The 20,442-nt window shown below is 52.6% G+C and carries 18 protein-coding genes; 11 read left to right on the top strand and 7 right to left on the bottom strand.

Features of this window, described 5'->3' with window-relative positions; genetic code table 11:
• Window positions 1-20: 20 nt before the first annotated feature.
• Genes HNR75_RS07350 through HNR75_RS07340 form a run of 3 tightly spaced genes read left to right on the top strand, consistent with a single transcriptional unit; the run spans window position 21 to window position 4,262 of the window.
• Window positions 21-1,841, top strand: coding sequence for an assimilatory sulfite reductase (NADPH) flavoprotein subunit (locus HNR75_RS07350; RefSeq protein ID WP_188026347.1), 1,821 nt, complete (start codon window positions 21-23; stop codon window positions 1,839-1,841).
• Entirely contained in the window at window positions 1,841-3,529 is a 1,689-nt protein-coding gene (cysI, locus tag HNR75_RS07345) for an assimilatory sulfite reductase (NADPH) hemoprotein subunit (protein WP_188026346.1), read from the top strand. Before HNR75_RS07350 ends, cysI begins: the two co-directional genes overlap by 1 nt.
• Complete coding sequence (locus tag HNR75_RS07340) at window positions 3,519-4,262, top strand: phosphoadenylyl-sulfate reductase (protein WP_188026345.1); 744 nt, start codon at window positions 3,519-3,521, stop codon at window positions 4,260-4,262. The genes cysI and HNR75_RS07340 overlap by 11 nt, the downstream gene beginning before the upstream one ends.
• A 51-nt stretch (window positions 4,263-4,313) precedes the next feature.
• On the opposite strand, the gene HNR75_RS07335 is transcribed toward HNR75_RS07340, so the two are convergent.
• Window positions 4,314-6,884 (bottom strand): calcium-binding protein, encoded by a 2,571-nt coding sequence (locus HNR75_RS07335; protein ID WP_188026344.1) that lies wholly within the window; start codon window positions 6,882-6,884, stop codon window positions 4,314-4,316.
• 249 nt (window positions 6,885-7,133) lie between these two features.
• On the bottom strand, window positions 7,134-8,009 hold the full coding sequence (locus HNR75_RS07330; RefSeq protein ID WP_188026343.1) for a LysR family transcriptional regulator: 876 nt from the start codon (window positions 8,007-8,009) through the stop codon (window positions 7,134-7,136).
• Between the two features lie 128 nt (window positions 8,010-8,137).
• Between HNR75_RS07330 and HNR75_RS07325 the strand changes: the two genes are divergently transcribed.
• A complete protein-coding gene (locus HNR75_RS07325; protein ID WP_188026342.1) occupies window positions 8,138-8,323 on the top strand; it encodes a hypothetical protein in 186 nt (61 codons plus the stop codon).
• Window positions 8,324-8,382: 59 nt separating this feature from the next.
• Window positions 8,383-9,039 carry a sugar phosphatase gene (locus HNR75_RS07320; protein ID WP_188026341.1) on the top strand — a complete coding sequence of 219 codons (657 nt, stop codon included), beginning with the start codon at window positions 8,383-8,385 and terminating at the stop codon, window positions 9,037-9,039.
• Window positions 9,040-9,042: 3 nt separating this feature from the next.
• On the opposite strand, the gene epd is transcribed toward HNR75_RS07320, so the two are convergent.
• Window positions 9,043-10,053, bottom strand: a complete 1,011-nt coding sequence (gene epd / locus HNR75_RS07315) for an erythrose-4-phosphate dehydrogenase (RefSeq protein ID WP_188026340.1) — start codon at window positions 10,051-10,053, stop codon at window positions 9,043-9,045.
• Window positions 10,054-10,184: 131 nt separating this feature from the next.
• Here epd and arsB point away from each other — a divergent pair, with 131 nt between their 5' ends.
• Window positions 10,185-11,201: an ACR3 family arsenite efflux transporter gene (gene arsB / locus HNR75_RS07310; RefSeq protein WP_188026339.1), complete on the top strand. Its 1,017-nt coding sequence runs from the start codon at window positions 10,185-10,187 to the stop codon at window positions 11,199-11,201.
• 74 nt (window positions 11,202-11,275) lie between these two features.
• Here the strand turns inward: arsB and HNR75_RS07305 are convergent, their stop codons facing one another.
• The gene (locus HNR75_RS07305) at window positions 11,276-12,142 is read right to left on the bottom strand and encodes an SMP-30/gluconolactonase/LRE family protein (RefSeq protein ID WP_188026338.1); all 867 of its coding nucleotides are present in this window, start codon (window positions 12,140-12,142) and stop codon (window positions 11,276-11,278) included.
• Between the two features lie 376 nt (window positions 12,143-12,518).
• Between HNR75_RS07305 and HNR75_RS07300 the strand changes: the two genes are divergently transcribed.
• The 5 genes from HNR75_RS07300 to nifM all read left to right on the top strand — a co-directional run bounded on the left by HNR75_RS07300 (window position 12,519) and on the right by nifM (window position 16,879).
• On the top strand, window positions 12,519-13,901 hold the full coding sequence (locus tag HNR75_RS07300; RefSeq protein ID WP_188026337.1) for an amino acid permease: 1,383 nt from the start codon (window positions 12,519-12,521) through the stop codon (window positions 13,899-13,901).
• Between the two features lie 174 nt (window positions 13,902-14,075).
• Entirely contained in the window at window positions 14,076-15,239 is a 1,164-nt protein-coding gene (gene nifV, locus HNR75_RS07295; RefSeq protein ID WP_188026336.1) for a homocitrate synthase, read from the top strand.
• A gap of 19 nt (window positions 15,240-15,258) precedes the next feature.
• The gene (nifW, locus tag HNR75_RS07290) at window positions 15,259-15,585 is read left to right on the top strand and encodes a nitrogenase-stabilizing/protective protein NifW (RefSeq protein WP_188026335.1); all 327 of its coding nucleotides are present in this window, start codon (window positions 15,259-15,261) and stop codon (window positions 15,583-15,585) included.
• Window positions 15,582-16,046: a nitrogen fixation protein NifZ gene (locus tag HNR75_RS07285; RefSeq protein ID WP_188026334.1), complete on the top strand. Its 465-nt coding sequence runs from the start codon at window positions 15,582-15,584 to the stop codon at window positions 16,044-16,046. Before nifW ends, HNR75_RS07285 begins: the two co-directional genes overlap by 4 nt.
• Window positions 16,040-16,879 (top strand): nitrogen fixation protein NifM, encoded by an 840-nt coding sequence (gene nifM / locus HNR75_RS07280; RefSeq protein ID WP_188026333.1) that lies wholly within the window; start codon window positions 16,040-16,042, stop codon window positions 16,877-16,879. Before HNR75_RS07285 ends, nifM begins: the two co-directional genes overlap by 7 nt.
• 12 nt (window positions 16,880-16,891) lie before the next feature.
• Here the strand turns inward: nifM and HNR75_RS07275 are convergent, their stop codons facing one another.
• The 3 genes from HNR75_RS07275 to HNR75_RS07265 form a co-directional block, all read right to left on the bottom strand.
• Window positions 16,892-18,067: a metallophosphoesterase gene (locus HNR75_RS07275; RefSeq protein ID WP_188026332.1), complete on the bottom strand. Its 1,176-nt coding sequence runs from the start codon at window positions 18,065-18,067 to the stop codon at window positions 16,892-16,894.
• 158 nt (window positions 18,068-18,225) lie between these two features.
• Complete coding sequence (locus HNR75_RS07270; protein ID WP_188026331.1) at window positions 18,226-18,762, bottom strand: flavodoxin; 537 nt, start codon at window positions 18,760-18,762, stop codon at window positions 18,226-18,228.
• Between the two features lie 195 nt (window positions 18,763-18,957).
• A complete protein-coding gene (locus tag HNR75_RS07265; RefSeq protein WP_188026330.1) occupies window positions 18,958-20,289 on the bottom strand; it encodes a citrate transporter in 1,332 nt (443 codons plus the stop codon).
• Between the last annotated feature and the right edge of the window lie 153 nt (window positions 20,290-20,442).

Below are 20,442 nucleotides of genomic sequence, written 5' to 3'. Positions count from 1 at the left end.
CTTAATGCAGGAATTGGCATATGAGCGAGAAATCTTCTTTAGGTCCATTGAACGGACCGCATCTGACGAAACTGGCAGAAGCCGTTGCAAACTTATCTCAGTCTGAGCTGATCTGGGCCAGTGGTTATCTGTTCGGTCTGGCGCAGGGTCAGGGTGGCGCTGCAGGTGTCACGACTTCGGGCACTGTCGCTGCAACGGCTCCGGCAGCAGCACAGCCGAGTGGCAGCCTGACCATTCTGTTCGGTTCCCAGACCGGCAATGCCAAAGGCGTGGCGGAAAGCGTGAAAGCGCAGGCTGAAGCACGCGGTATTCCGGTTTCGCTGGTGGCGATGAATGATTACAAGCCGAAGCAACTGAAGAAAGAAACCCATGTGCTGATTGTGACCAGTACCTACGGGGAAGGTGAACCGCCGGAAGCGGCTGCTGATCTGCATGCACAACTGAAAGGCGGCAAAATCGGCAAGCTGTTTGGTCTGCAATACGCGGTACTGGGCCTGGGCGATTCCTCGTATGAATTCTTCTGCCAGACTGCGAAAGATTTCGATGCTTTCTTTGAGAAAGCGGAAGCGACCCGTCTGCAGGATGCGGCCATTCTGGATGTTGATTACCGTGATGCCGCTGCTTCCTGGGCAACAGCCTTCCTGGATAAACTGGCTTCTGCGCTGACTGCTGCTCCTGCGGCAGCCGCTGCGGTTGGGGGTAGTGCTGCCGTTGCAGGTCACAGTGCCTACGACAAATTCAATCCGTTCACGGCGACTCTGAGCACCAACCAGAAAATCACTGGTCGTGATTCCACCAAAGACATCCGCCATTTTGAGATCAATCTGGAAGGCTCCGGTATTACCTACCAGCCGGGTGATGCACTGGGTATCTGGTTTGATAATGACGCGGTTGTGGTGGCAGAGATCCTGTCTCTGACTGGCCTGACTGGCGACGAACAGGTCACCGTATCAGGTAAAGCTGCGGCACTGAGTGATGCATTGACCAGTCAGTTTGAACTGACCCGTCTGCATGCTGGTTTTATCACAGGTTTAGCGGAAATCTCAGCTGATGAACAGCTGAAAGCCCTGGCAGCTGACAAAGACGAAACCCGCAAACTGGCGGCAAACGCACAGATTGTCGACGTGCTGAAACGCTTCCCGACCAAACTGACCGCTGAACAGCTGGTGGGTTTACTGCGTGCGCTGAGTCCGCGTCTGTATTCCATCGCTTCTGCACAATCAGAAGTGGAAGAAGAAGTGCATCTGACCGTTGGTGTCGTGCGTTATCCGCAGGAAGACGGTTCTGTTCGCTCTGGTGGCGCGTCTTCTTTCCTGGCCGATCGTGTGCCGGAAGGTGGCGACGTGCGCGTGTTCATCGAGCATAACGACAACTTCCGTCTGCCTGCGAATCCTGAGACCCCGGTGATCATGGTGGGACCAGGTACGGGTATCGCGCCGTTCCGTTCATTCATTCAGGAACGTGACGCGCAGGGCGCAGAAGGCAAAAACTGGTTGTTCTTCGGCAACCCGCATTTCACGCAGGATTTCCTGTATCAGGTGGAATGGCAGAAATACGTGAAGAGCGGCCTGCTGACCAAGATCGATTTGGCATTCAGCCGTGATCAGGACAAGAAAATCTACGTACAAGATAAATTGAAAGCCAAAGGCGCAGAAGTGTGGCAATGGCTGCAAGACGGTGCACATTTCTATGTCTGCGGTGATGCCAACCGTATGGCGAAAGATGTTCACGAAGCACTGGTGAATATCGTGGCGGAACACGGTGGCAAGAGCGCCGAACAAGCCGAAGAATATGTGAATGAACTGCGTCGTGCCAAGCGTTACCAGAGGGATGTCTACTGATGAGCGAACAAAAACTGTCTGACAACGAACGTCTGAAAGCGGAAAGTAACTTCCTGCGTGGGACGATTGCACTGGATCTGCAAAACGATCTGACCGGCGGCTTTACCGGTGACAACTTTCAGCTGATCCGTTTGCATGGCATGTACCAGCAGGACGACCGCGATATTCGTGCTGAACGTGCCCAGCAGAAACTGGAACCGCTGCACAATGTGATGTTACGTGCCCGTATGCCGGGCGGTATCATCACGCCGGAACAGTGGTTAGGGATTGATGCATTCGCGCATGACCATACCATGTATGGCAGTATTCGTCTGACCACGCGCCAGACTTTCCAGTTCCACGGTGTGCTGAAGCCAAAAATCAAACTGATGCATCAGACGCTGAACAAATACGGAATGGACTCCATCGCAACTGCGGGTGACGTGAACCGTAACGTGCTGTGTACCTCGAACCCGGTGGAGTCAGAACTGCATCAGGAAGCCTACGAATGGGCGAAGAAGATCTCTGAGCATCTGCTGCCGAAAACCCGTGCCTATGCCGAAATCTGGCTGGATGGCGAGAAGTTAGGCCCGGATGAAGAGCCAATTCTGGGTTCGACTTATCTGCCGCGTAAGTTCAAAACCACGGTGGTGATCCCGCCGCACAATGACATCGACGTGCACGCCAATGATCTGAACTTCGTGGCGATTGCCGAAGACGGCAAGCTGGTTGGTTTCAACGTGCTGGTCGGTGGTGGTTTGGCCATGACCCACGGCAATAAAGAAACCTTCCCGCGTAAGGCGGACGATTTTGGCTTTATCAAAAAAGAAGACACACTGAAATTTGCCGAAGCTGTTGTCACCACTCAACGTGACTGGGGTAACCGTTCAAATCGTCTGAATGCCAAAACCAAATACACGCTGGAACGTGTCGGTGTCGATGCGTTTAAAGCAGAAGTGGAAAAACGTACTGGTATCAAGTTTGAAGAAAGCCGCCCGTATGTGTTCACCAGCCGTGGCGATCGTTTTGGCTGGGTGGAAGGTATCGATGGTAAATATCATCTGACGCTGTTCATCGAAAACGGCCGTATTCTGGATTTCCCGGGCAAACCGCTGAAAACCGGTCTGGCTGAGATCGCGAAGATCCACAAAGGGGATTTCCGCATGACCGCGAACCAGAACCTGATCATCGCCGGTGTGCCGAAAAAAGAGAAAGCCAAGATCGAGAAGCTGGCGCGTGCGCATGGCCTGATTGATGATGGCATCACCGAACAGCGTAAGAACTCGATGGCGTGTGTGGCGCTGCCAACCTGCCCGCTGGCGATGGCCGAAGCAGAGCGTTTCCTGCCTGCGTTCACCACGCAAATCGAAGAAGTGATGGCGAAACACGGTTTGGCTGATGATCATGTGATCTTCCGTGTCACGGGCTGCCCGAACGGTTGTGGCCGTGCGATGCTGGCGGAAATTGGTCTGGTTGGTAAAGCGCTGGATCGTTACAACTTCTATATCGGCGGTAACCGCGAAGGTACGCGTATCCCTCGTCAGTACCGTGAAAACATCAGCTCTGCCGAGATCCTGAAAGAGATCGATGTGCTGCTGGGTCGTTGGGCGAAAGAGCGTAATGAAAACGAAGGCTTTGGTGATTTCGTCATTCGCACTGGTATCGTGAAACCGGTCGTTAACTCAGCTAAGGATTTCTATGCCGCATAACTTTTTGTCGCTGAGCGCACTGACTGCGCTCTCTAAAGAAGAACAGACAGTTCAGCTGGCTGAAATTAATCAGCAGCTGGAGGCGCTCAGCGCACAAGAGCGTGTGCAATGGGCCTTCGCTAATCTGGAAGGGGAGTTCATTCTCTCCTCCAGCTTCGGTATCCAGGCAGCATTGATGCTGCATCTGGTGACACAGGTGCGACCGGATGTACCGGTGGTGCTGACTGATACCGGTTATCTGTTTCCGGAAACCTATCAGTTTATCGATCAGCTGACGGATCGTCTGAAACTGAATCTGAAAGTGTATCAGGCACCGATCACGCCGGCCTGGCAGGAAGCCCGTTACGGCAAACTGTGGGAGCAGGGTGTTGAGGGGATTGAAAAATACAATCAGATCAACAAAGTGGAACCGATGGCGCGCGCGCTGAAAGAGCTGAACGTCAAGACCTGGTTCTCCGGCCTGCGCCGTGAACAGTCATCGACTCGCGGCAATCTGCCGGTACTGGCGGTACAACGCGGTATCTTCAAATTCCTGCCGGTGATCGACTGGACCAACAAAGACGTGTTCTATTACTTCAAAGAACACGATCTGCCATATCACCCATTGTGGGAGCAAGGCTACCTGTCGGTCGGCGATGTGCAGACCACCGCGAAGTGGGAACCGGGGATGACGGAAGAACAAACCCGTTTCTTTGGCCTGAAGCGCGAGTGCGGATTGCACGAAGAAAAATAAATTAAACACAAGGGCGCATCAAGCGCCCTTTGTTTTATCTTCTGTGACCATTTACGGATTAGGGGGAAGGATAAGGTTCAAGTCTTCTAATGTTACACCCGTGACATTAGTCAATATTGCTATGTCCTGAGCAGATGCCACACCGCCAGCATCAGCATCTACAGAGACAATGGTATTGCCGTTATATTCCCTGATACTAACGTAATCGGCCAATGTCCCGGTACTAACCCCGCTATCACTCAAGACGGAACTGATATCCAGGCTGTCACCACCTGCACCGGTGGTGAAGTCGCTGATGGTATCAACGCTGGCGGCATCGCCTTTCAGGAAGACAAAGCTGTCACTACCGCTGCCACCTTCCAGCGTATCAGCGCCGGCACCACCAATCAGGGTATCGTTGCCAGCACCACCATGGAGCGTGTCATTGCCGGCACCGCCCATCAAAACATCGTTCAGAGAAGAGCCCGTGATCGTGTCATCAAAGTTGGTACCGACCACGCCTTCCATGTTCATGTATCCATCACCGGTGCCTAATCCGCCTGTTCCGTCCGCGATAGAATGATAACCACCACCCGCTGCGGTGCCCTGCTGCAGAGTAAAATTGATGGCGACCGAGCTGTCGGAAAAGTCCAGCAGGTCAGTGCCGGTGCCGCCGTCCATCTTGTCGTCGTTGCCAGGGCCGCCCCGGAGAATGTCGTCGCCGCCAAGTCCGTTCAGTGTATCCGTGCCGTTGCCGCCGATGAGGATGTTATTGAAATCATTACCGGTCAGGGTATTGTTGCCACTGCCGCCTATAACGCCTTCTATGCCTGAGTAGGAGTCTCTTCCCTGAGCTGTTGCGGTACCACTTCCATCAGCGCCAAGTATAAAACTGAAATCACTGGTTACCGCCGAGTAATCCAGCAGATCCATGCCGGCACCACCGTTCAGGACATCGTCGTTTGCTCCACCCCGCAGGATGTCATTGCCGTCTCCGCCGTTCAGAACGTCATCGCCGGCACCGCCAATTAAGACATCTCCCGTAGCCGCGCCTGTCAGTGTGTCCGCGCCACTTGCGCTATCAATATAGGAACCCTGATAACTTTGGTTAGAGAGATCTATCGAGTCAGAACTGGAGTTGGTGACATCCACTATCTTGAGGGTAACTGTACCGGTCGAGGTTAATGCCGGAGTGGCATTGTCAGAAATTGTATAAGTAAATGTTGCGGTACCAGGTGTATCGACGGTCCAGAGAGGGTTACTCGGATTTACTGTGTGATTCGCGATCTCCAAAGTAAGTACTTGTGTTGCGCTATTGAATTCTACAGAGGTGATTTTTGAATCATTCCAGGCCACAGATTGAAACGTGATCGTTTTGCCATCAATGTCAGTGTCATTTCCGAGCAGCACACTGACAGGTAACGTGACGATTGTCGATTCAGATACCCATAGGGTGTCATCCACTGCTATAGGTGCATCGTTGACCGGGTTGACAGTCATGTTGATGATAGCCACCGTTGTTGCTGGTGTGGCTAAACCATCCGTCGAAATGGCAGTTACCGTCAGGGCAAAGTTTCCATAGAAATTTTCTGGCGGCGTGATAGCCAGGCCTTCCAGCTGATCTGGTGTCAAGGTGATGCTGCCGCTACTGATGGTAAGGGTATCGAGGGCAGTATTACTCAGGGTCGCCCCGGTTGGGATGTTACTGATGGTAATGGACAGGGTTTCCGAGCCGTCGGTGTCGGTCAGTGCCGGGGTGATGGACAGGGCGATCGGCATGTCTTCATCACCGGTAGCGGGGGCGACGGTCAGTGTCGGGGCATCTGATACCGGGTCGACGGTCACACTGGCAGTCGCGGTGGCAGAGTCTGCACCATCGTTGTCGGTGACAAAATAATTGAAACTGGCGTCTCCGCTCCAGTTTTCAGTTGGTACAAAGTAAACCGTATCACTGGTAATCTCGTCGCCGGCTACGATCTGGGTAGTCAGTGCCGCATCGCTGTATAGCGTTCCCTGCTCCTGAGAAGGTAGGGACGTGATGGTGTAGGAAACGACAGAGCCATCGCTGTCAGAACCCGACAGAGTAACAGCAATAGCTGGATCATCTTCGGCGCCGCTGGCAGAGACCGCGTTAGCCGTCGGTGCCTGATTGGCTAGAACCTGACTGGTATCAACTTCAGGTTCTGTGTCCACCCATTTGAAGCCATCACTGGTGCCATTAACATTGGTCGAACGGACGCCGAGCACAAAATCATCCGGATTGCTCAGATTAGAGATGAAGCTTTCAAGTTGTATTTGATCATCACCAGACAACGTCATACTGACAGTACTGCCTTCAGTAATAGTCGTTGGATAGACGGGCTTTGCATAGTCGTCCCAGACGATCTTTTCCTGAGTGGCAGAACCGTCATCGGCCCAGACCGTGCTGGTACCGTTCATGTTAAGACTGTTATCGGATTTAGTCAGCGTAGTCAGTGCGGTACCAAAGTCTTTTGTTGTATCGCCGTCTGAAAACCAGAGTGCACCGAGGTCGAATGAACCTTTATCGCAAAAAACGGTGAACGATTTTGTTGCGGAATCATAAGTAACGGTGAAATGAACAACTGCGTCCAGAGAGCCAAATTCCCAGTTATATGTTGTCATGATCAAGTCCCTTTCATTTGAACAAGTTCAATGGAGCTTCCTTCCGGAAGCTCTCGTTTAGCAAATAAAAATGATTAAACTATTTTCAACCAGAACTGGTCATCTGAACTTCGAAGCAGCGCAACCAGTACAAGCTGTGATGTTTCGTTTTCTTGGGCTTTTTTAAATCTAGTTTAAATTGGTATTTCCGGTAGTTCTTTACATCGGCGATGACAGATATGTGATCAGATACAATGTAAGGCAGTCGGACTATGACTGCTTTGCCAGCACCAGTTCAATAAACGCATCCCGGATGGGATTGCTGTAGCGCGGATTCCAGGCCATCCCGATATCCCATTCGGTATATTCCCCGGTCAGATGAATGATGTTCACCTCCGGCGGTGCAATCGACACTGCGCTTTCCGGCACAAAGGCCACCCCGATCCCGGCACCGACCAATCCCAATAATGTTGGACTGTCACCGGCATATTGTGCCACCACCGGGTAGCGGTTATGGAAGGCGAGGAACTGATCGATCTGACGATTCAGCCGTTGCCCTTGAGTCGGCATCAGGCGTAGTACGGGTAACTGGTCGAGTTGTGACAGATAATCCGCCTCGCTGGTACCGGGGAAATGAAGCGGATTGACGGCCAGGACCAGCCGGTCGGAGGAGAGCTTATAAGACATTAAGGGCGGCTCGACCGGCAGACGCAAAAAACCGAGTTGAGTCTGATCGGCCAGCAACTGCGCGATCAGCGGAATGGATGACGTATCGTGCATGGTGATGGTGACACCGGGATAAAGCGTCCGGAACTGCGCGGTAAACGACGAAGCCAGTCGCAGACTAGACAAGCCGATACCGATGGCAAGCTTGCCGGATTCCCCCTGCAGCACCCTACGGGCATGGCGTCTGAACTGATCAGCCTGTAATACCAGCGCCCGGGCCTGTTCATGCAACTCTTTGCCCAATGACGTGAGCTCGGCACCGCGCCGGTTTCTGATAAATAACTCACCACCAAGACTTTCTTCCAGCGACGCGATCTGTTTCGACAGGGCTGGTTGGGTAATAAACAGTTTTTCTGCCGCTTCCGTGAAGTTCAGGCAATCGGCCAGCGTCACAAAGGCGCGTAACTGACGTAGTTCCATTCCGTTTGGTTATCACTGATGGAGAATTATTCATTTTTAAGAATAACAAACCTTTGCTGTAATCACTACATCGGTGCAGCGCAATAAATACCCAGAGCTGACACCCGTTAAGTGACACAGGAGGTTGTATGACAATGAAATACATTTTTCTGATCAAAAACCGGGTTGTCACCCAGATTTGTCAGGATGAGCCTTATAGTGAAGAAATTACACGGCAGTTGCTGAAGCAGGGTTTTTATATTTTCCATCATCATGTCTATGCCGACGATGACAAAAAAGCGATGGCGAAATACCATGAGCTGCAACAGAATTAATCTATTCACTTTATTTCCTGCCGGAGTGCAGGAAACACTAATTAATTGGAATTATCTGAATGAAATGTAAAGGTTTTTTGTTTGATCTGGATGGTACGCTGGTCGATTCCTTACCGGCGGTAGAACGCGCCTGGTCTGACTGGGCGAAAAGCCGCGGCCTAGATTCGGAAGAGGTTCTGGGTTTTATTCACGGCAAACAGGCGATCACTTCATTGCGTCATTTTATGCCGGGGGAGAGCGAAGAAGCGATCCAGGAGCAGTTCCGCCTGCTGGAAAAAACCGAAGCGGAAGATACAGTCGGTATTTCAGCCTTACCTGGTGCGGCGGAACTGCTGCATCGTCTGAACGAATTATCGGTACCGTGGGCGATTGTGACCTCCGGTTCGGTACCGGTTGCTCATGCGCGGCACGCTGCCGGTGAGCTGGCCCGCCCGGAAATCTTCATCACGGCAGAGTTGGTGATGCGTGGCAAACCGAATCCGGATCCATACCTGCTGGGCGCAGAAAAGCTGGGACTGAAACCGGAAGAGTGCGTGGTAGTAGAAGATGCGCCTGCAGGAGTGCTATCCGGACTGGCTGCCGGCTGCAAAGTGATTGCGGTCAATGCGCCGGCGGATACGCCGAAACTGGATCAGGTCGATCTGGTACTGTCGTCACTGGCCGGTTTGCAGATCACCGCTGTATCGGCGCAGGAATTTCAGGTTACTTCGTCCTGACCGTCAGCTTCTCATCATCGCCAGCGTGGTATCCAGCATACGGTTGGCAAAACCCCATTCGTTATCGCACCAGACCAGCGTTTTGATCAGGTGTTTACCACTGACGCGGGTCTGTGTGCCGTCGACGATGGCACTGTGCGGATCATGATTGAAATCGATGGAGACCAGCGGCAGTTCGGTGTAATCGACGATACTGCGGAAGCTGTCTTTGGCTGCGCGTTGCAGCACATTATTGACATCCAGTACGCTGACCGGGTTGGTGACGGTCACGCTCAAATCAATCGCCGTTACGTTGATGGTAGGTACGCGCACGGAAATCGCTTCAAAACGATCACAGAATTTCGGGAAGATACGGGTGATGCCGGCGGCAAGCTTGGTGTCCACCGGAATGATCGATTGACTGGCGGCGCGGGTACGGCGCAGGTCAGGATGATAGGCATCGATCACCTGCTGATCGTTCATTGACGCATGAATGGTAGTCACGGTGCCGGATTCAATCCCGAAGGCATCATCAAGCAGTTTGATGATCGGAATAATGCAGTTGGTGGTACAGGAACCATTAGAGACGATGCGATGTTCCGGTTTTAACACCTGGTGATTTACCCCATAAATGACGGTTGCATCCAGATCACTGCCGCCGGGATGAGAAAACAGCACTTTTTTCGCGCCGGCCGCCAGATGCAATTCGCCATCAGTGCGTTTGCCATAAACCCCGCTGCAATCCAGCACGATATCAATGCCCAGCTCACCCCACGGCAACTGGCCGATCTCTTTCTGATGCAGCAAGCGGATGGCGTCATCCCCGACATACAGCACATCCCGTTCCTGACGGACATCCCAGTCAAACCGGCCATGTGTCGAGTCATATTTCAGTAGGTGCGCCATACCTGCCGCATCCGCCGGTTCGTTAATGGCAACAACCTTGATTTCGGCACGGCGGCCAGATTCATAGAGCGCGCGTAATACATTACGACCAATGCGGCCAAAACCATTGATGGCGATACGGATTGTCATGCTATTTCCTGATTAATCATCTCCGGAAGAGCTGGTGAAGTTCGCATAACCATTGCCGTTTGTCTACCCTGTAGAGAGGACATAACTATCTGATGAGCTAGTGATACATAGCAAAACAGTAAGGATCCAGCATGGGTATTTTTGAACGTTATCTCACCGTATGGGTAGGCTTATGCATCATAGCCGGCGTGGTGCTCGGCAATCTGGTACCGGAGATATTTGGTGTGATTGCCAGTCTGGAGTGGGCTCACGTTAATCTGGTGGTGGCGCTGTTAATCTGGGTCATGATTTACCCGATGATGGTACAGATTGATTTCTCCGCTATCAAAGATGTGGGGAAACGGCCAAGAGGACTGATGCTCACGTTGACGGTCAACTGGCTGATTAAACCTTTTACCATGGCGTTTCTGGCATGGTTGTTTTTCCGGATTATTTTTGCAGATTGGGTGAACCCACAATCGGCTGGTGAGTACATAGCCGGTATGATCCTGCTGGGCGTTGCGCCCTGTACTGCGATGGTGTTTGTGTGGAGCCAGCTGACCCGGGGTGATCCGAATTATACGCTGGTGCAGGTAGCGATAAATGATCTCATCATGGTCTTTGCATTTGCACCGATCGCAGCATTTTTGCTGGGCGTCAGTGATATCGAGGTGCCCTGGGAAACGCTGTTATTTTCTGTGGTGCTGTATGTGTTGCTGCCACTTTTTGCTGGTGTGCTTACTCGTCATCATCTGGAAAGAAAAGGGGGGGACGTTAGCCTGTATGCGTTTCTTGGCCGCATTAAACCCTGGTCGATAGTTGGTTTGCTGGCAACCGTGGTCTTGTTGTTTGGTTTTCAGGCTGAAACCATCATGCTGCAACCGCAAACTATATTGCTGATTGCTATTCCGCTGTTATTACAATCATACGGTATTTATGCCATTTCGTATGCAGGAGCCCGGATCTTACGGCTGCCATTTAACATTGCGGCACCAGCCTGCATGATTGGCACATCAAACTTCTTTGAGCTGGCGGTTGCCGTTGCCATCTCGTTGTTCGGACTTCATTCTGGCGCTGCGTTGGCAACAGTGGTCGGCGTTTTGGTCGAAGTACCGGTCATGCTGTCATTGGTCGCTATTTCCAACAAAACACAGCACCGGTTTGACTGATATCTGCTTTGTGCTGACAGAGGGCGTGATGACAACTGAACTCACGCCTTTATTGTTTGCATTGTTTTCCGGGATTAACCGGCGAAGGCGACTTCCGGTAAGCCGGCAATATCCATCGAAATGGCCAGGACCGCGCCTTCCATCGGATGCGCGGCCAGATGTTCTTCGGTCATTTTCTGACTGGCGCTGGTGACATACAGCGTTTTCAGCGCCGGGCCGCCGAAGCAGGGCATGGTCGGGTTGGTGACCGGCAGCTCGATATTACGCAACAACTCACCTTGCGGGCTGATGCACAATACCCGTCCGCCGGCATACTGGGCTGACCAGTAGTTGCCTTCACTATCGACGGTGGCACCGTCCGGGCGGCCCATGCCTGCCGGCACGACAAAAAATACCTGCTGATTGCTGACATTGCCGGTGGCCACATCATAATCACAGCGGTAAATGGTAAGGTTAGGCGTATCTGACCAATACAGTGTCTTTCCGTCCGGGCTGAAGGCCAGGCCGTTACAGGTCCAGCTTTTGCCAACCAGTTGACGTAAATTCAGTGCAGCATCCAGCTGGTAAAACGTACCGTAGGAATCGTCTTTGCGGCCGTTCATGGTACCGGCGATAAAACGGCCGGCCGGGTCACAGCGGCCATCGTTAAAACGCTGCCAGGGTTTATCCGCTTCCGGATCGGCAATCGGTGTCAGCACCGGATTTTCCACATCATCAATAAAAGCCAGTCCGGATTGCAGACCGACGATCAGGCCACCGGTTTTACGCCAGATAAAACAGCCGATTTCTTCATTCAGCTGAATGACACGATGCGCACCGCTGGCCGGATGATGGCGGTGGATCTGGTGTTTTAGAATATCCACCCACCACAATGTTTGTGTTTCTGCATGCCAGCGGGGACATTCGCCCAGTTGATCGCGTTGTGCTGATAATGCCTGCATGATGACCTCTCCCTGAATACTGCCATCAGACTAGCAGAGTGTTTCCGGTAACATAAACTGAAACCGGTTTTATTGTGATCCATATCAAGGTCATCGTTTGGGTGCGATCATGATGGTTACGCGGGTGGGCCATACCGCAGCAGTTCCAGTTGACAAACTAAAATTATCCGCCTTATGGCGCTTTCAGCTGATCATTCCGGTTTTGTTTATAAATACTCTGCTTTCAGTCTGATTGTGAGCAAAAAGCGCTCACGACATACTGTCCAGCCTTGGTGGTTCAGGGTATTCTAGCGCCGGTTTTTATCATTGCAGGTACACTAGTTCAATTCGCTGACTGAACTGAGAAGTCGGCATTAAATTCGTGACAGAGGTTTTCATGGAAGTTCAAACTGAGGGTGAACTGAAGCGTGGGTTGAAAAACCGGCATATTCAGTTGATCGCATTAGGTGGTGCTATTGGTACCGGGCTGTTTCTAGGTATCGCGCAGACCATCAAGATGGCGGGACCGGCTGTATTGCTCGGTTATGCGCTGGGCGGTCTGATCGCGTTCCTGATCATGCGTCAGCTGGGGGAAATGGTAGCGGAAGAGCCGGTATCCGGTTCATTCAGTCATTTTGCCTATAAATACTGGGGTGATTTTCCGGGCTTCCTGTCTGGCTGGAACTACTGGGTGCTGTATGTGCTGGTCGGCATGGCGGAACTGTCTGCGGTCGGTATTTATGTGCAGTACTGGCTGCCGGATTTGCCAACCTGGGTTTCTGCGCTGGTGTTCTTTGTCATTATTAATGCCGTCAATCTGACCAACGTGAAAATGTTCGGTGAGATGGAATTCTGGTTTGCCATTATCAAGGTTGTCGCGATTGTCGGCATGATCCTGTTTGGTGGCTGGCTGCTGCTGAGCGGTCAGGGCGGGGAACAGGCCAAGGTCAGCAACCTGTGGGCGCTGGGCGGTTTTATGCCGAATGGCTGGCACGGTGTGATCATGTCGCTGGCGATCATCATGTTCTCCTTCGGTGGACTGGAGCTGGTAGGGATCACCGCGGCAGAAGCGGATAATCCGCGCAAGAGCATTCCGCAGGCGGTGAATCAGGTGATCTACCGTATTCTGATTTTCTACATTGGTGCACTGGCGGTACTGCTGTCACTGTTCCCGTGGAGTCAGCTGGCCGAAGGTGGCAGCCCGTTTGTCATGATTTTCTCCGCGCTTGGTGAAAATTCGACTGCCAACATCCTGAACGTGGTGGTATTGACGGCGGCACTGTCGGTTTACAACAGTGGTGTGTACTGCAACAGCCGTATGCTGCATGGTCTGGCACAGCAGGGCAATGCGCCACGCATTCTGGGTAAAGTCGACAAACGCGGGGTGCCGGTACCGGCCATCATGCTGTCCGCGTTAGTGACCTTCCTGTGTGTGGTGATCAACTATCTGCTGCCGGGCAAAGCGTTTGCACTGCTGATGTCGCTGGTAGTGGCGGCGCTGGTGATTAACTGGGGCATGATCAGTCTGGCGCATTTGAAATTCCGTGCGGCCAAAGATCGCGAAGGTGTCACGCCGGTGTTCCGGGCATTCTGGAGTCCGCTGACCAACTACCTGTGTCTGGCGTTCATGGGGCTGTTACTGGTGCTGCTGTACATGAGCGGCGAAACCATTGCCGTGGAGCTGGTGCCGGTCTGGCTGGTGCTGAACTGGGTGGGTTACCGTTATAAATGCCGTGTTTTAGGCAATAGCTCAGGCGATCACGTCGTTATTAATCAGTGATCTGTCACTGTGAAGATGAAGGGATGTCCGGTGACATCCCTTTTTTGTCGCATCTGCAACAATCCCGTCAGTATGTTTCAATATTGACGCGCCATTCCATTAAATATTCTATAAAAATCAATGGTTTGTTTTGGGAACAAGAATTGCTGAATCCTGTTACGCAGGAGGTGCATTATGGCCCGGAAAACCACATTTCAGAAACCCTCGCTGATCATCAATGATACGACGTTACGCGATGGCGAACAGTCAGCCGGTGTGGCATTCACTCAGGATGAGAAAATTGCGATTGCCCGGCAGCTGTGGGAGATCGGTGTTCCTGAGCTGGAAGTGGGTATTCCTGCCATGGGACTGGATGAATGCCGTCGCATTGGTGCGCTGCGGCAGGCGTTACCGGATGCCACGCTGATGGTCTGGTGCCGTATGCATGCCACGGATATCCGGCAGGCGGCGGCACTGGGCATGAACTGGGTAGATGTCTCGATTCCGATCTCTGAACAGATGATGGAGCACAAACTGGCCCGCAGCCGGGAGCAGGTACTGACTGAACTGGCAGAGCATGTCTCGCTGGCAAAATCGCTGGGACTGAAAGTCTGTATCGGCTGTGAGGATGCCTCGCGTGCGGCACTGGCCGATTTGCGGGTGGTGGCTGATCTGGCGTTGCGTACCGGTGCGGAGCGTCTGCGCTATGCCGATACGGTTGGTATTCTCGACCCATTTACCACCTATGACCGTATCCGGGCATTGCGCCAGTACTGGCCGCTGCAACTGGAAATGCACGCGCATGACGATCTGGGACTGGCGACCGCCAATACGCTGGCAGCCTACCGGGCGGGGGCCACACATGCCAATACCACAGTGATTGGACTTGGGGAACGCGCTGGCAATGCGCCGCTGGAAGAAGTAGTCATGGCACTGAAACAGTGTTTTGCGACCGATTTGCAGATCCAGAGCCATCGTTTGCCGGCATTGTGCGATTTTGTGTCCAAAGCCTCCGGCCGCCGTATCGCGCAGCAAAAACCGCTGGTGGGCGAGTATGTGTTTACGCATGAATCCGGTGTGCATGTCGATGGTTTGCTCAAGGATAAGAATAACTATCAGGGCGTGGATCCGGCCAGTTTAGGGCGTGAGCACAAACTGGTGCTGGGCAAACATTCCGGCCGCAATGCCGTCCGTTCCGTTTTTGCTTCGCTCGGCTATCAACTGGCGAACGAACAAATTGATTTGGTATTGGAGCAGATCCGTCATTTTGCGGAGCGTGCGAAACGTAACCCGACTGAATCAGAATTACGCTGGGTGTACCAGCATTTATTTAAATCCCCTCAACGTGTTGCCTTGTAATGCAGGCCAAGGAGTCAGTATGGATTGGTTTACCTCACTGGAAGGTGTTGATGAGTTAGAGACTGCCGAAGCCTTTCTGGATTTTTTCGGTATTCCGTATGAAGCCGCGCAGGTACGCAGTAAACGACTGCATATCATGCACCACTTCAATCAACAGATTAAAAAGGCCCAAGCGGATCGCTGCCTGACCGAGCAGGGTCGCTTTTTACTGGCCAGAACCTTGCTGGCGGACAGCTATCAGGCGTTCCATCATCATGAAGTGAAAGAGCATTCCACGCTGGGAGTCTATAGTCGCTTGACCCCGAGCTTTGTCGGCTTTGCCCAGTTACAGGAGGTGTGCCTGTGAAACCTGAATATGACTATGGTGAAGTAGTGCGGGTGGTCCGCAATATTCGTGATGACGGCACCTTCCCGGGAAAACAGCGCGGTGATCTGATCGTGCGGAAGGGCAGCACCGGTTATGTCCGCGATGTGGGTGTGTTCCTGCAGGATCAGTTGATCTATCAGGTGCATTTTATCGACGAGGATCTGATCGTCGGCTGTCGCAGTCAGGAGCTGATCCCCGCCGATGAACCCTGGATTGAAAGTGAATTCGAATTTGGTGACTGGATCCGTGCGGCCAATCATCTGGCGATTAAAGGGGAAGTCATTGCCGAGGCCGGCAGTGAAGGGCAGGTGATGTCGGTGCGCCGCGACCTGGATCCTATCCTGTATGAAGTCCTGTTTCGTGATCGGATGCTGCTGGTGCCGGCGTCGGCCATCTGCTGGCCACCGGAAACGGAACCGGCTGAGGAGGTGGCATGCTGAACTGGCAGGCGTATCCCCGGTTAAAATTGGCTACCCAGCATTTCGGGAAAGTGCCCTCTGATTTGTCGGCCGATGAGTCAGCCCGGCTGGAAACGATGCTGACGCATCAGTTGGCGATTGAAACCCGTATTTTGGACTATGCCACCCAGGCAGCACTGTCGGTTTCTGCCGCAGATCTGAACGCCGCGCTGGAAGAGGTGAAAAAAGCCTATCCGGACGAGGAGGCCTGGAAAGCGTCGATGGCAACCGTGAAGCTGGATTTACCCAGTCTGAAAGAGGCATTGCGACGCGAACTGCTGGTGTCGCAGGTCATGGATAAGGTGGTGGAAAATATCAAACCCCTGACCGAAGAGGCAGCTAAAGCCTGGTATCTGGATCATCCGCGGCAATTCCTGCAACCGGAACGTCGCATGGCGCGGCATATTCTGATCACCATTGATGAGGCGAATCCGGATAACCATGAGGAAACGGCCTATAGCCGGTTACAGAATATCCGCAGTCAGCTGATCAAGTCGCCGGGCAAATTTGCCGATCTGGCAATACGCTATTCGGAATGTCCGACCGCGGTCAATGAAGGCAAGATCGGTCTGGTGAAACAAGGGCAATTGTATCCGGAGCTGGATACGGCGTTGTTCCAGCTGCCGGAACGGGGCTTCAGCAATATCCTGCGCAGTCCGATGGGGTTCCATCTGTTGTGGTGTGAAAAAATCCATCCGGCTGCCCCCATGCCTCTGGATGAAGCTGTACCGAAAATCATTGCGGCACAGCTGGATCATGCCAGAAAAAAACTGCAGAAACAGTGGCTGAGCTGGTTAATGCAACAGGAGGCGTGATGCCTCCCGTTTTTACTTTTTGGCATGCAGGGTAAACGTGACAATCTCTGTGGGTACCCCCAGACGATAAGGCCAGACATGGCCCATGCCGGTCGAGACATACAGCTGGCTTTGCTGTCGCTGAAACCAGCCTTTGATGTATTTAGACCAGAGTGTGCCGACGGTATAGCCCAGTGGTATGACTTGTCCGCCATGGGTATGACCCGCCAGGCTCAGATTAGTGTTACGGGCCGTGGCCAGATCAAAAAAGTCGGGATGGTGCGTCAGGCACAGGAGCCATTCATCTGGCGTGACATGGCGGAAGGCTTTCTCCGCCGAACGTTGCATGTAATCCATCTGCGCGGTTTCTGCCAGCTTGCGGCGGGAGTCGGGTAAGATCGGGTAATCCACCCCGACAATCTGAAATGCCGTACCGCGATAGCTCAGGTTCATTTTCTCATCCACCAGCAGACGGATTTGACTACTGGCTGCGGCACTTTGATATTTCTGCAGGATGGCCGTTAATCCCTGATATTTCTCATGATTACCAAGGATAGCCACCACACCGAGCGGTGCATTCGCTTGGGCCAGCGCCGCAAAGGCGCTAGTCAGCTGTCGTTCATCATCCAGCAGATCGCCGGTCATCACCAGCAGATCCGGTTTCTCCGCATTCAGTCTGTCTACCGCCGAAGCTAGCTCTGCGCTACTGACAAAATCGCCGACATGACTGTCGGTGATCTGGGCAATCTTCATTCCATCCAGCGCCGAGGGTAACTGATCAGGATAAACATCAAAATGGCGCAGCACCGGCGGGGTCATTGCCTCATAGACACCGGCCACCGACAAGATGCAGACAAGCGGTATCAGCAGGCGGTTTGGTTTTCGCCAGAACAGGCTATGCAATTTGCGGCGGAAGATTTTCAGCAGCAGCGACAGGAGCAGAAAACCCATGCCGGCGGCGGCATACGCCATATTGGCATTCAGCCAGAGCGCGACTATCCAACGCAGTGGGGCAGAGGCAACCAGCCAGTTCTGTGCAGAGAATTGCGACACATACCAGGTTCCCATCACCAGCAGGTTCATCAGCCAGTAAAGCTGCAAGGCTCGCTTGTGTAACCGGAAATGCGGGAGCGCCGTCATTAACAGACCGCTGATCCCGCAGTAAATCATGCCGCGGTAAACAAACCAGAGAGTGGTGCTGATGGTCATAGGCTGTGTGATTGTCTGAAGTTCGGAAAGGCGCTGATTATGCGACAAACGGTGCATGAGCGCAAAAATGACAGAAGATGAAAAAAGGAGCCGCAGGTGCAGGAGTCTGCGGCTCAAAATTGACGAGCCCCTAAGTTAGCGGGAATGGAACAGTAGTATCAAAGCGCAAATTCAGATTTCAGCGATGCCACCCAGGTTTTGACGCGTTCTGGGGTGAGGCTGGCCTGGTTATCCTGATCGATCACCAGACCCACAAAGTCATCACCGTCCAGTGCATTCGAGCTGTTAAATTCGTAACCTTCGTTTGGCCAGAAACCCACCACTGACGCACCCGCTTCAGAAACGATGTCATACAACTCACCCAGTGCATCCACGAACGCATCGCCATAGCTGGCTTGATCACCCAAACCAAACAGGGCGACTTTCTTGCCGGTCAGATCGGCGGCTTCCAGTTCAGGAACGAATTCGGCCCAGCTTTCGGCCTGACAATCACAGTCCAGACCCGGCAAGGCGCCATCGCCCAGCGTTGGTGTACCCAGAATCAGATACTCATAGGCCAGCAGATCATCAATACTGGCTTTATTGATATTTACCGGCGCAGCAACTTCATCACTGGCGAAGGTATCCTGGATCAGTTTTGCGACTTTACGGGTCTTACCGGTGTCACTGCCGAAGAAAATGCCGACTTTAGCCATGGTGTCTCTCCTTGAATACGGTGTTTTTCTTTATAGTGCAGGAACGATGCCGATCTTCTTTTTTGTGTAAGATATTGAAAATTAAGATTTTTATTTTTGATTGACTGAGGCTGGCTTGTGATAAACCTCACAATCTGCGACAAAAGAGCAAAAAAAGACCACCATAACAGGTGGTCTTGGTCGGTGAGGTTGTCCTCAGGCTTTGGACGGAGTCACAACTTTCTGCTGGACAACGTTTTCCTGCATGACCTTGTGCGGTGCATGAGGCGCCCAGCCGGACAGTGCCAGCAGAACAAAGAAGCCGAACACATAGGAAACAGCGACATGCCAGCCGTGACGTAACCAGTTCACGGCCGAACGGGCTTCTGGGTACATGTTGGATAGTGCCACACCGGCAGATGAGCCAAACCACAGCATGGAACCACCGAAACCCACGGCATAAGCCAGAATTCCCCAGTCATAGCCGCCTTGTTCCAGACACAGCTTCGTCAGCGGGATGTTGTCAAAGACGGCAGAAATAAAGCCAAGGAAGAAGGTCGTCACCCATGAAGCTGGTGGCAATTCATCGACCGGCATCAATGATGCGCAGGTGACCAGCCCCATCAGGAAGATAGTGCCGCTGGTCGCGTTTTTAAGTTCATTCCACGGTGTTTTAACAAACAAGGCACCGAGCAGCAACGCGATCCAGACACCGAGTGCCGGGAAATCAAGGGCATAGTTGGTGATAATGGCGCATACCAGAATCAGCGCAACCACGCCCAGTTTCCGCCATTCGACCACTACATCCACCGGCGCGTCTTTGATGATACGCTGATATTTGTCCTGCTGCAGGGAAGCGATGACGCCAAACAAGACCAAGGCGGTACTTGCGGCAATATAGGCATGAATCACGTTCAGTGGACTGACGCCGTCAATCCACATCAGTGTGGTGGTCGTATCACCAACCACAGAGCCTGAGCCACCGGCATTACTGGCTGCGACGATCGCGGCGAGATAGCCGATATGCACACGTTTTCTGAAGACAACAAACGCGATCGCACCACCAATCATGGCGGCGGCGATGTTATCAAGAAACGCGCTGATGACAAAAATCATGACCAGCAGGGTAAATCCGCCTTTCCAGTCGTCCGGCAGATATTTCGGCAGGATTTTCGGCAGCTCGGACTCTTCGAAATGTTTGGCCAGCACAGCGAAACCAAACAGGAGACCGAGCAGATTGAGCAGAATTCGCCATTCGCCTTCGTGACCGTTGCCACCCACTATATGATGAACAAACGAGAAATCACTCAGAAACAGATACTTACTGGCAAGAATCGAAGCAAGACCCGTTAAAGCGACCCACATGGTGTAATGATGGAATAATGCAACACCGAGCAAGGTGGCTGCGAACAGGATGAATTCGAGTCTTATCCCGGCAACTGTGAGCATCGAACCGCTATCGGCGGCCACTGCCAGTGCAGGGCAGAGGAGTACGGTTAGCAAAAATAGCCAGGAGCCGGCATTTTTACCAGTGTTCAATTTTTTCATTTAAAGGTCATCCTTGTATTCTACAACCGGAAAACAAGCAGGCTGCCTGAGCTGCTGATTGCTGATTGCTCATTGCAACAGGCTGTAATCTGCTTATTTATCTGAACACACATTTATATAGCAGCAAATCTCAGAGGACAGCATGATCACCGA

It is taken from the genome of Tolumonas osonensis (assembly GCF_014202415.1).
Classification (GTDB): domain Bacteria; phylum Pseudomonadota; class Gammaproteobacteria; order Enterobacterales; family Aeromonadaceae; genus Tolumonas; species Tolumonas osonensis.
This window is presented reverse-complemented; position numbering and strand designations above follow the sequence as displayed.

What these genes read in the sequence shown, in the direction of transcription:
- HNR75_RS07300 (WP_188026337.1), top strand. Translation starts at nt 12,519, where the DNA reads ATGGAAGTTCAAACTGAGGGTGAACTGAAGCGTGGGTTGAAAAACCGG.
- HNR75_RS07275 (WP_188026332.1), bottom strand. Translation starts at nt 18,067, where the DNA reads ATGACCATCAGCACCACTCTCTGGTTTGTTTACCGCGGCATGATTTAC.
- nifV (WP_188026336.1), top strand. Translation starts at nt 14,076, where the DNA reads ATGGCCCGGAAAACCACATTTCAGAAACCCTCGCTGATCATCAATGAT.
- cysI (WP_188026346.1), top strand. Translation starts at nt 1,841, where the DNA reads ATGAGCGAACAAAAACTGTCTGACAACGAACGTCTGAAAGCGGAAAGT.
- epd (WP_188026340.1), bottom strand. Translation starts at nt 10,053, where the DNA reads ATGACAATCCGTATCGCCATCAATGGTTTTGGCCGCATTGGTCGTAAT.
- HNR75_RS07335 (WP_188026344.1), bottom strand. Translation starts at nt 6,884, where the DNA reads ATGACAACATATAACTGGGAATTTGGCTCTCTGGACGCAGTTGTTCAT.
- nifM (WP_188026333.1), top strand. Translation starts at nt 16,040, where the DNA reads ATGCTGAACTGGCAGGCGTATCCCCGGTTAAAATTGGCTACCCAGCAT.
- HNR75_RS07340 (WP_188026345.1), top strand. Translation starts at nt 3,519, where the DNA reads ATGCCGCATAACTTTTTGTCGCTGAGCGCACTGACTGCGCTCTCTAAA.
- arsB (WP_188026339.1), top strand. Translation starts at nt 10,185, where the DNA reads ATGGGTATTTTTGAACGTTATCTCACCGTATGGGTAGGCTTATGCATC.
- HNR75_RS07265 (WP_188026330.1), bottom strand. Translation starts at nt 20,289, where the DNA reads ATGAAAAAATTGAACACTGGTAAAAATGCCGGCTCCTGGCTATTTTTG.
- HNR75_RS07350 (WP_188026347.1), top strand. Translation starts at nt 21, where the DNA reads ATGAGCGAGAAATCTTCTTTAGGTCCATTGAACGGACCGCATCTGACG.
- HNR75_RS07270 (WP_188026331.1), bottom strand. Translation starts at nt 18,762, where the DNA reads ATGGCTAAAGTCGGCATTTTCTTCGGCAGTGACACCGGTAAGACCCGT.
- HNR75_RS07320 (WP_188026341.1), top strand. Translation starts at nt 8,383, where the DNA reads ATGAAATGTAAAGGTTTTTTGTTTGATCTGGATGGTACGCTGGTCGAT.
- HNR75_RS07330 (WP_188026343.1), bottom strand. Translation starts at nt 8,009, where the DNA reads ATGGAACTACGTCAGTTACGCGCCTTTGTGACGCTGGCCGATTGCCTG.
- HNR75_RS07305 (WP_188026338.1), bottom strand. Translation starts at nt 12,142, where the DNA reads ATGCAGGCATTATCAGCACAACGCGATCAACTGGGCGAATGTCCCCGC.
- nifW (WP_188026335.1), top strand. Translation starts at nt 15,259, where the DNA reads ATGGATTGGTTTACCTCACTGGAAGGTGTTGATGAGTTAGAGACTGCC.
- HNR75_RS07325 (WP_188026342.1), top strand. Translation starts at nt 8,138, where the DNA reads ATGACAATGAAATACATTTTTCTGATCAAAAACCGGGTTGTCACCCAG.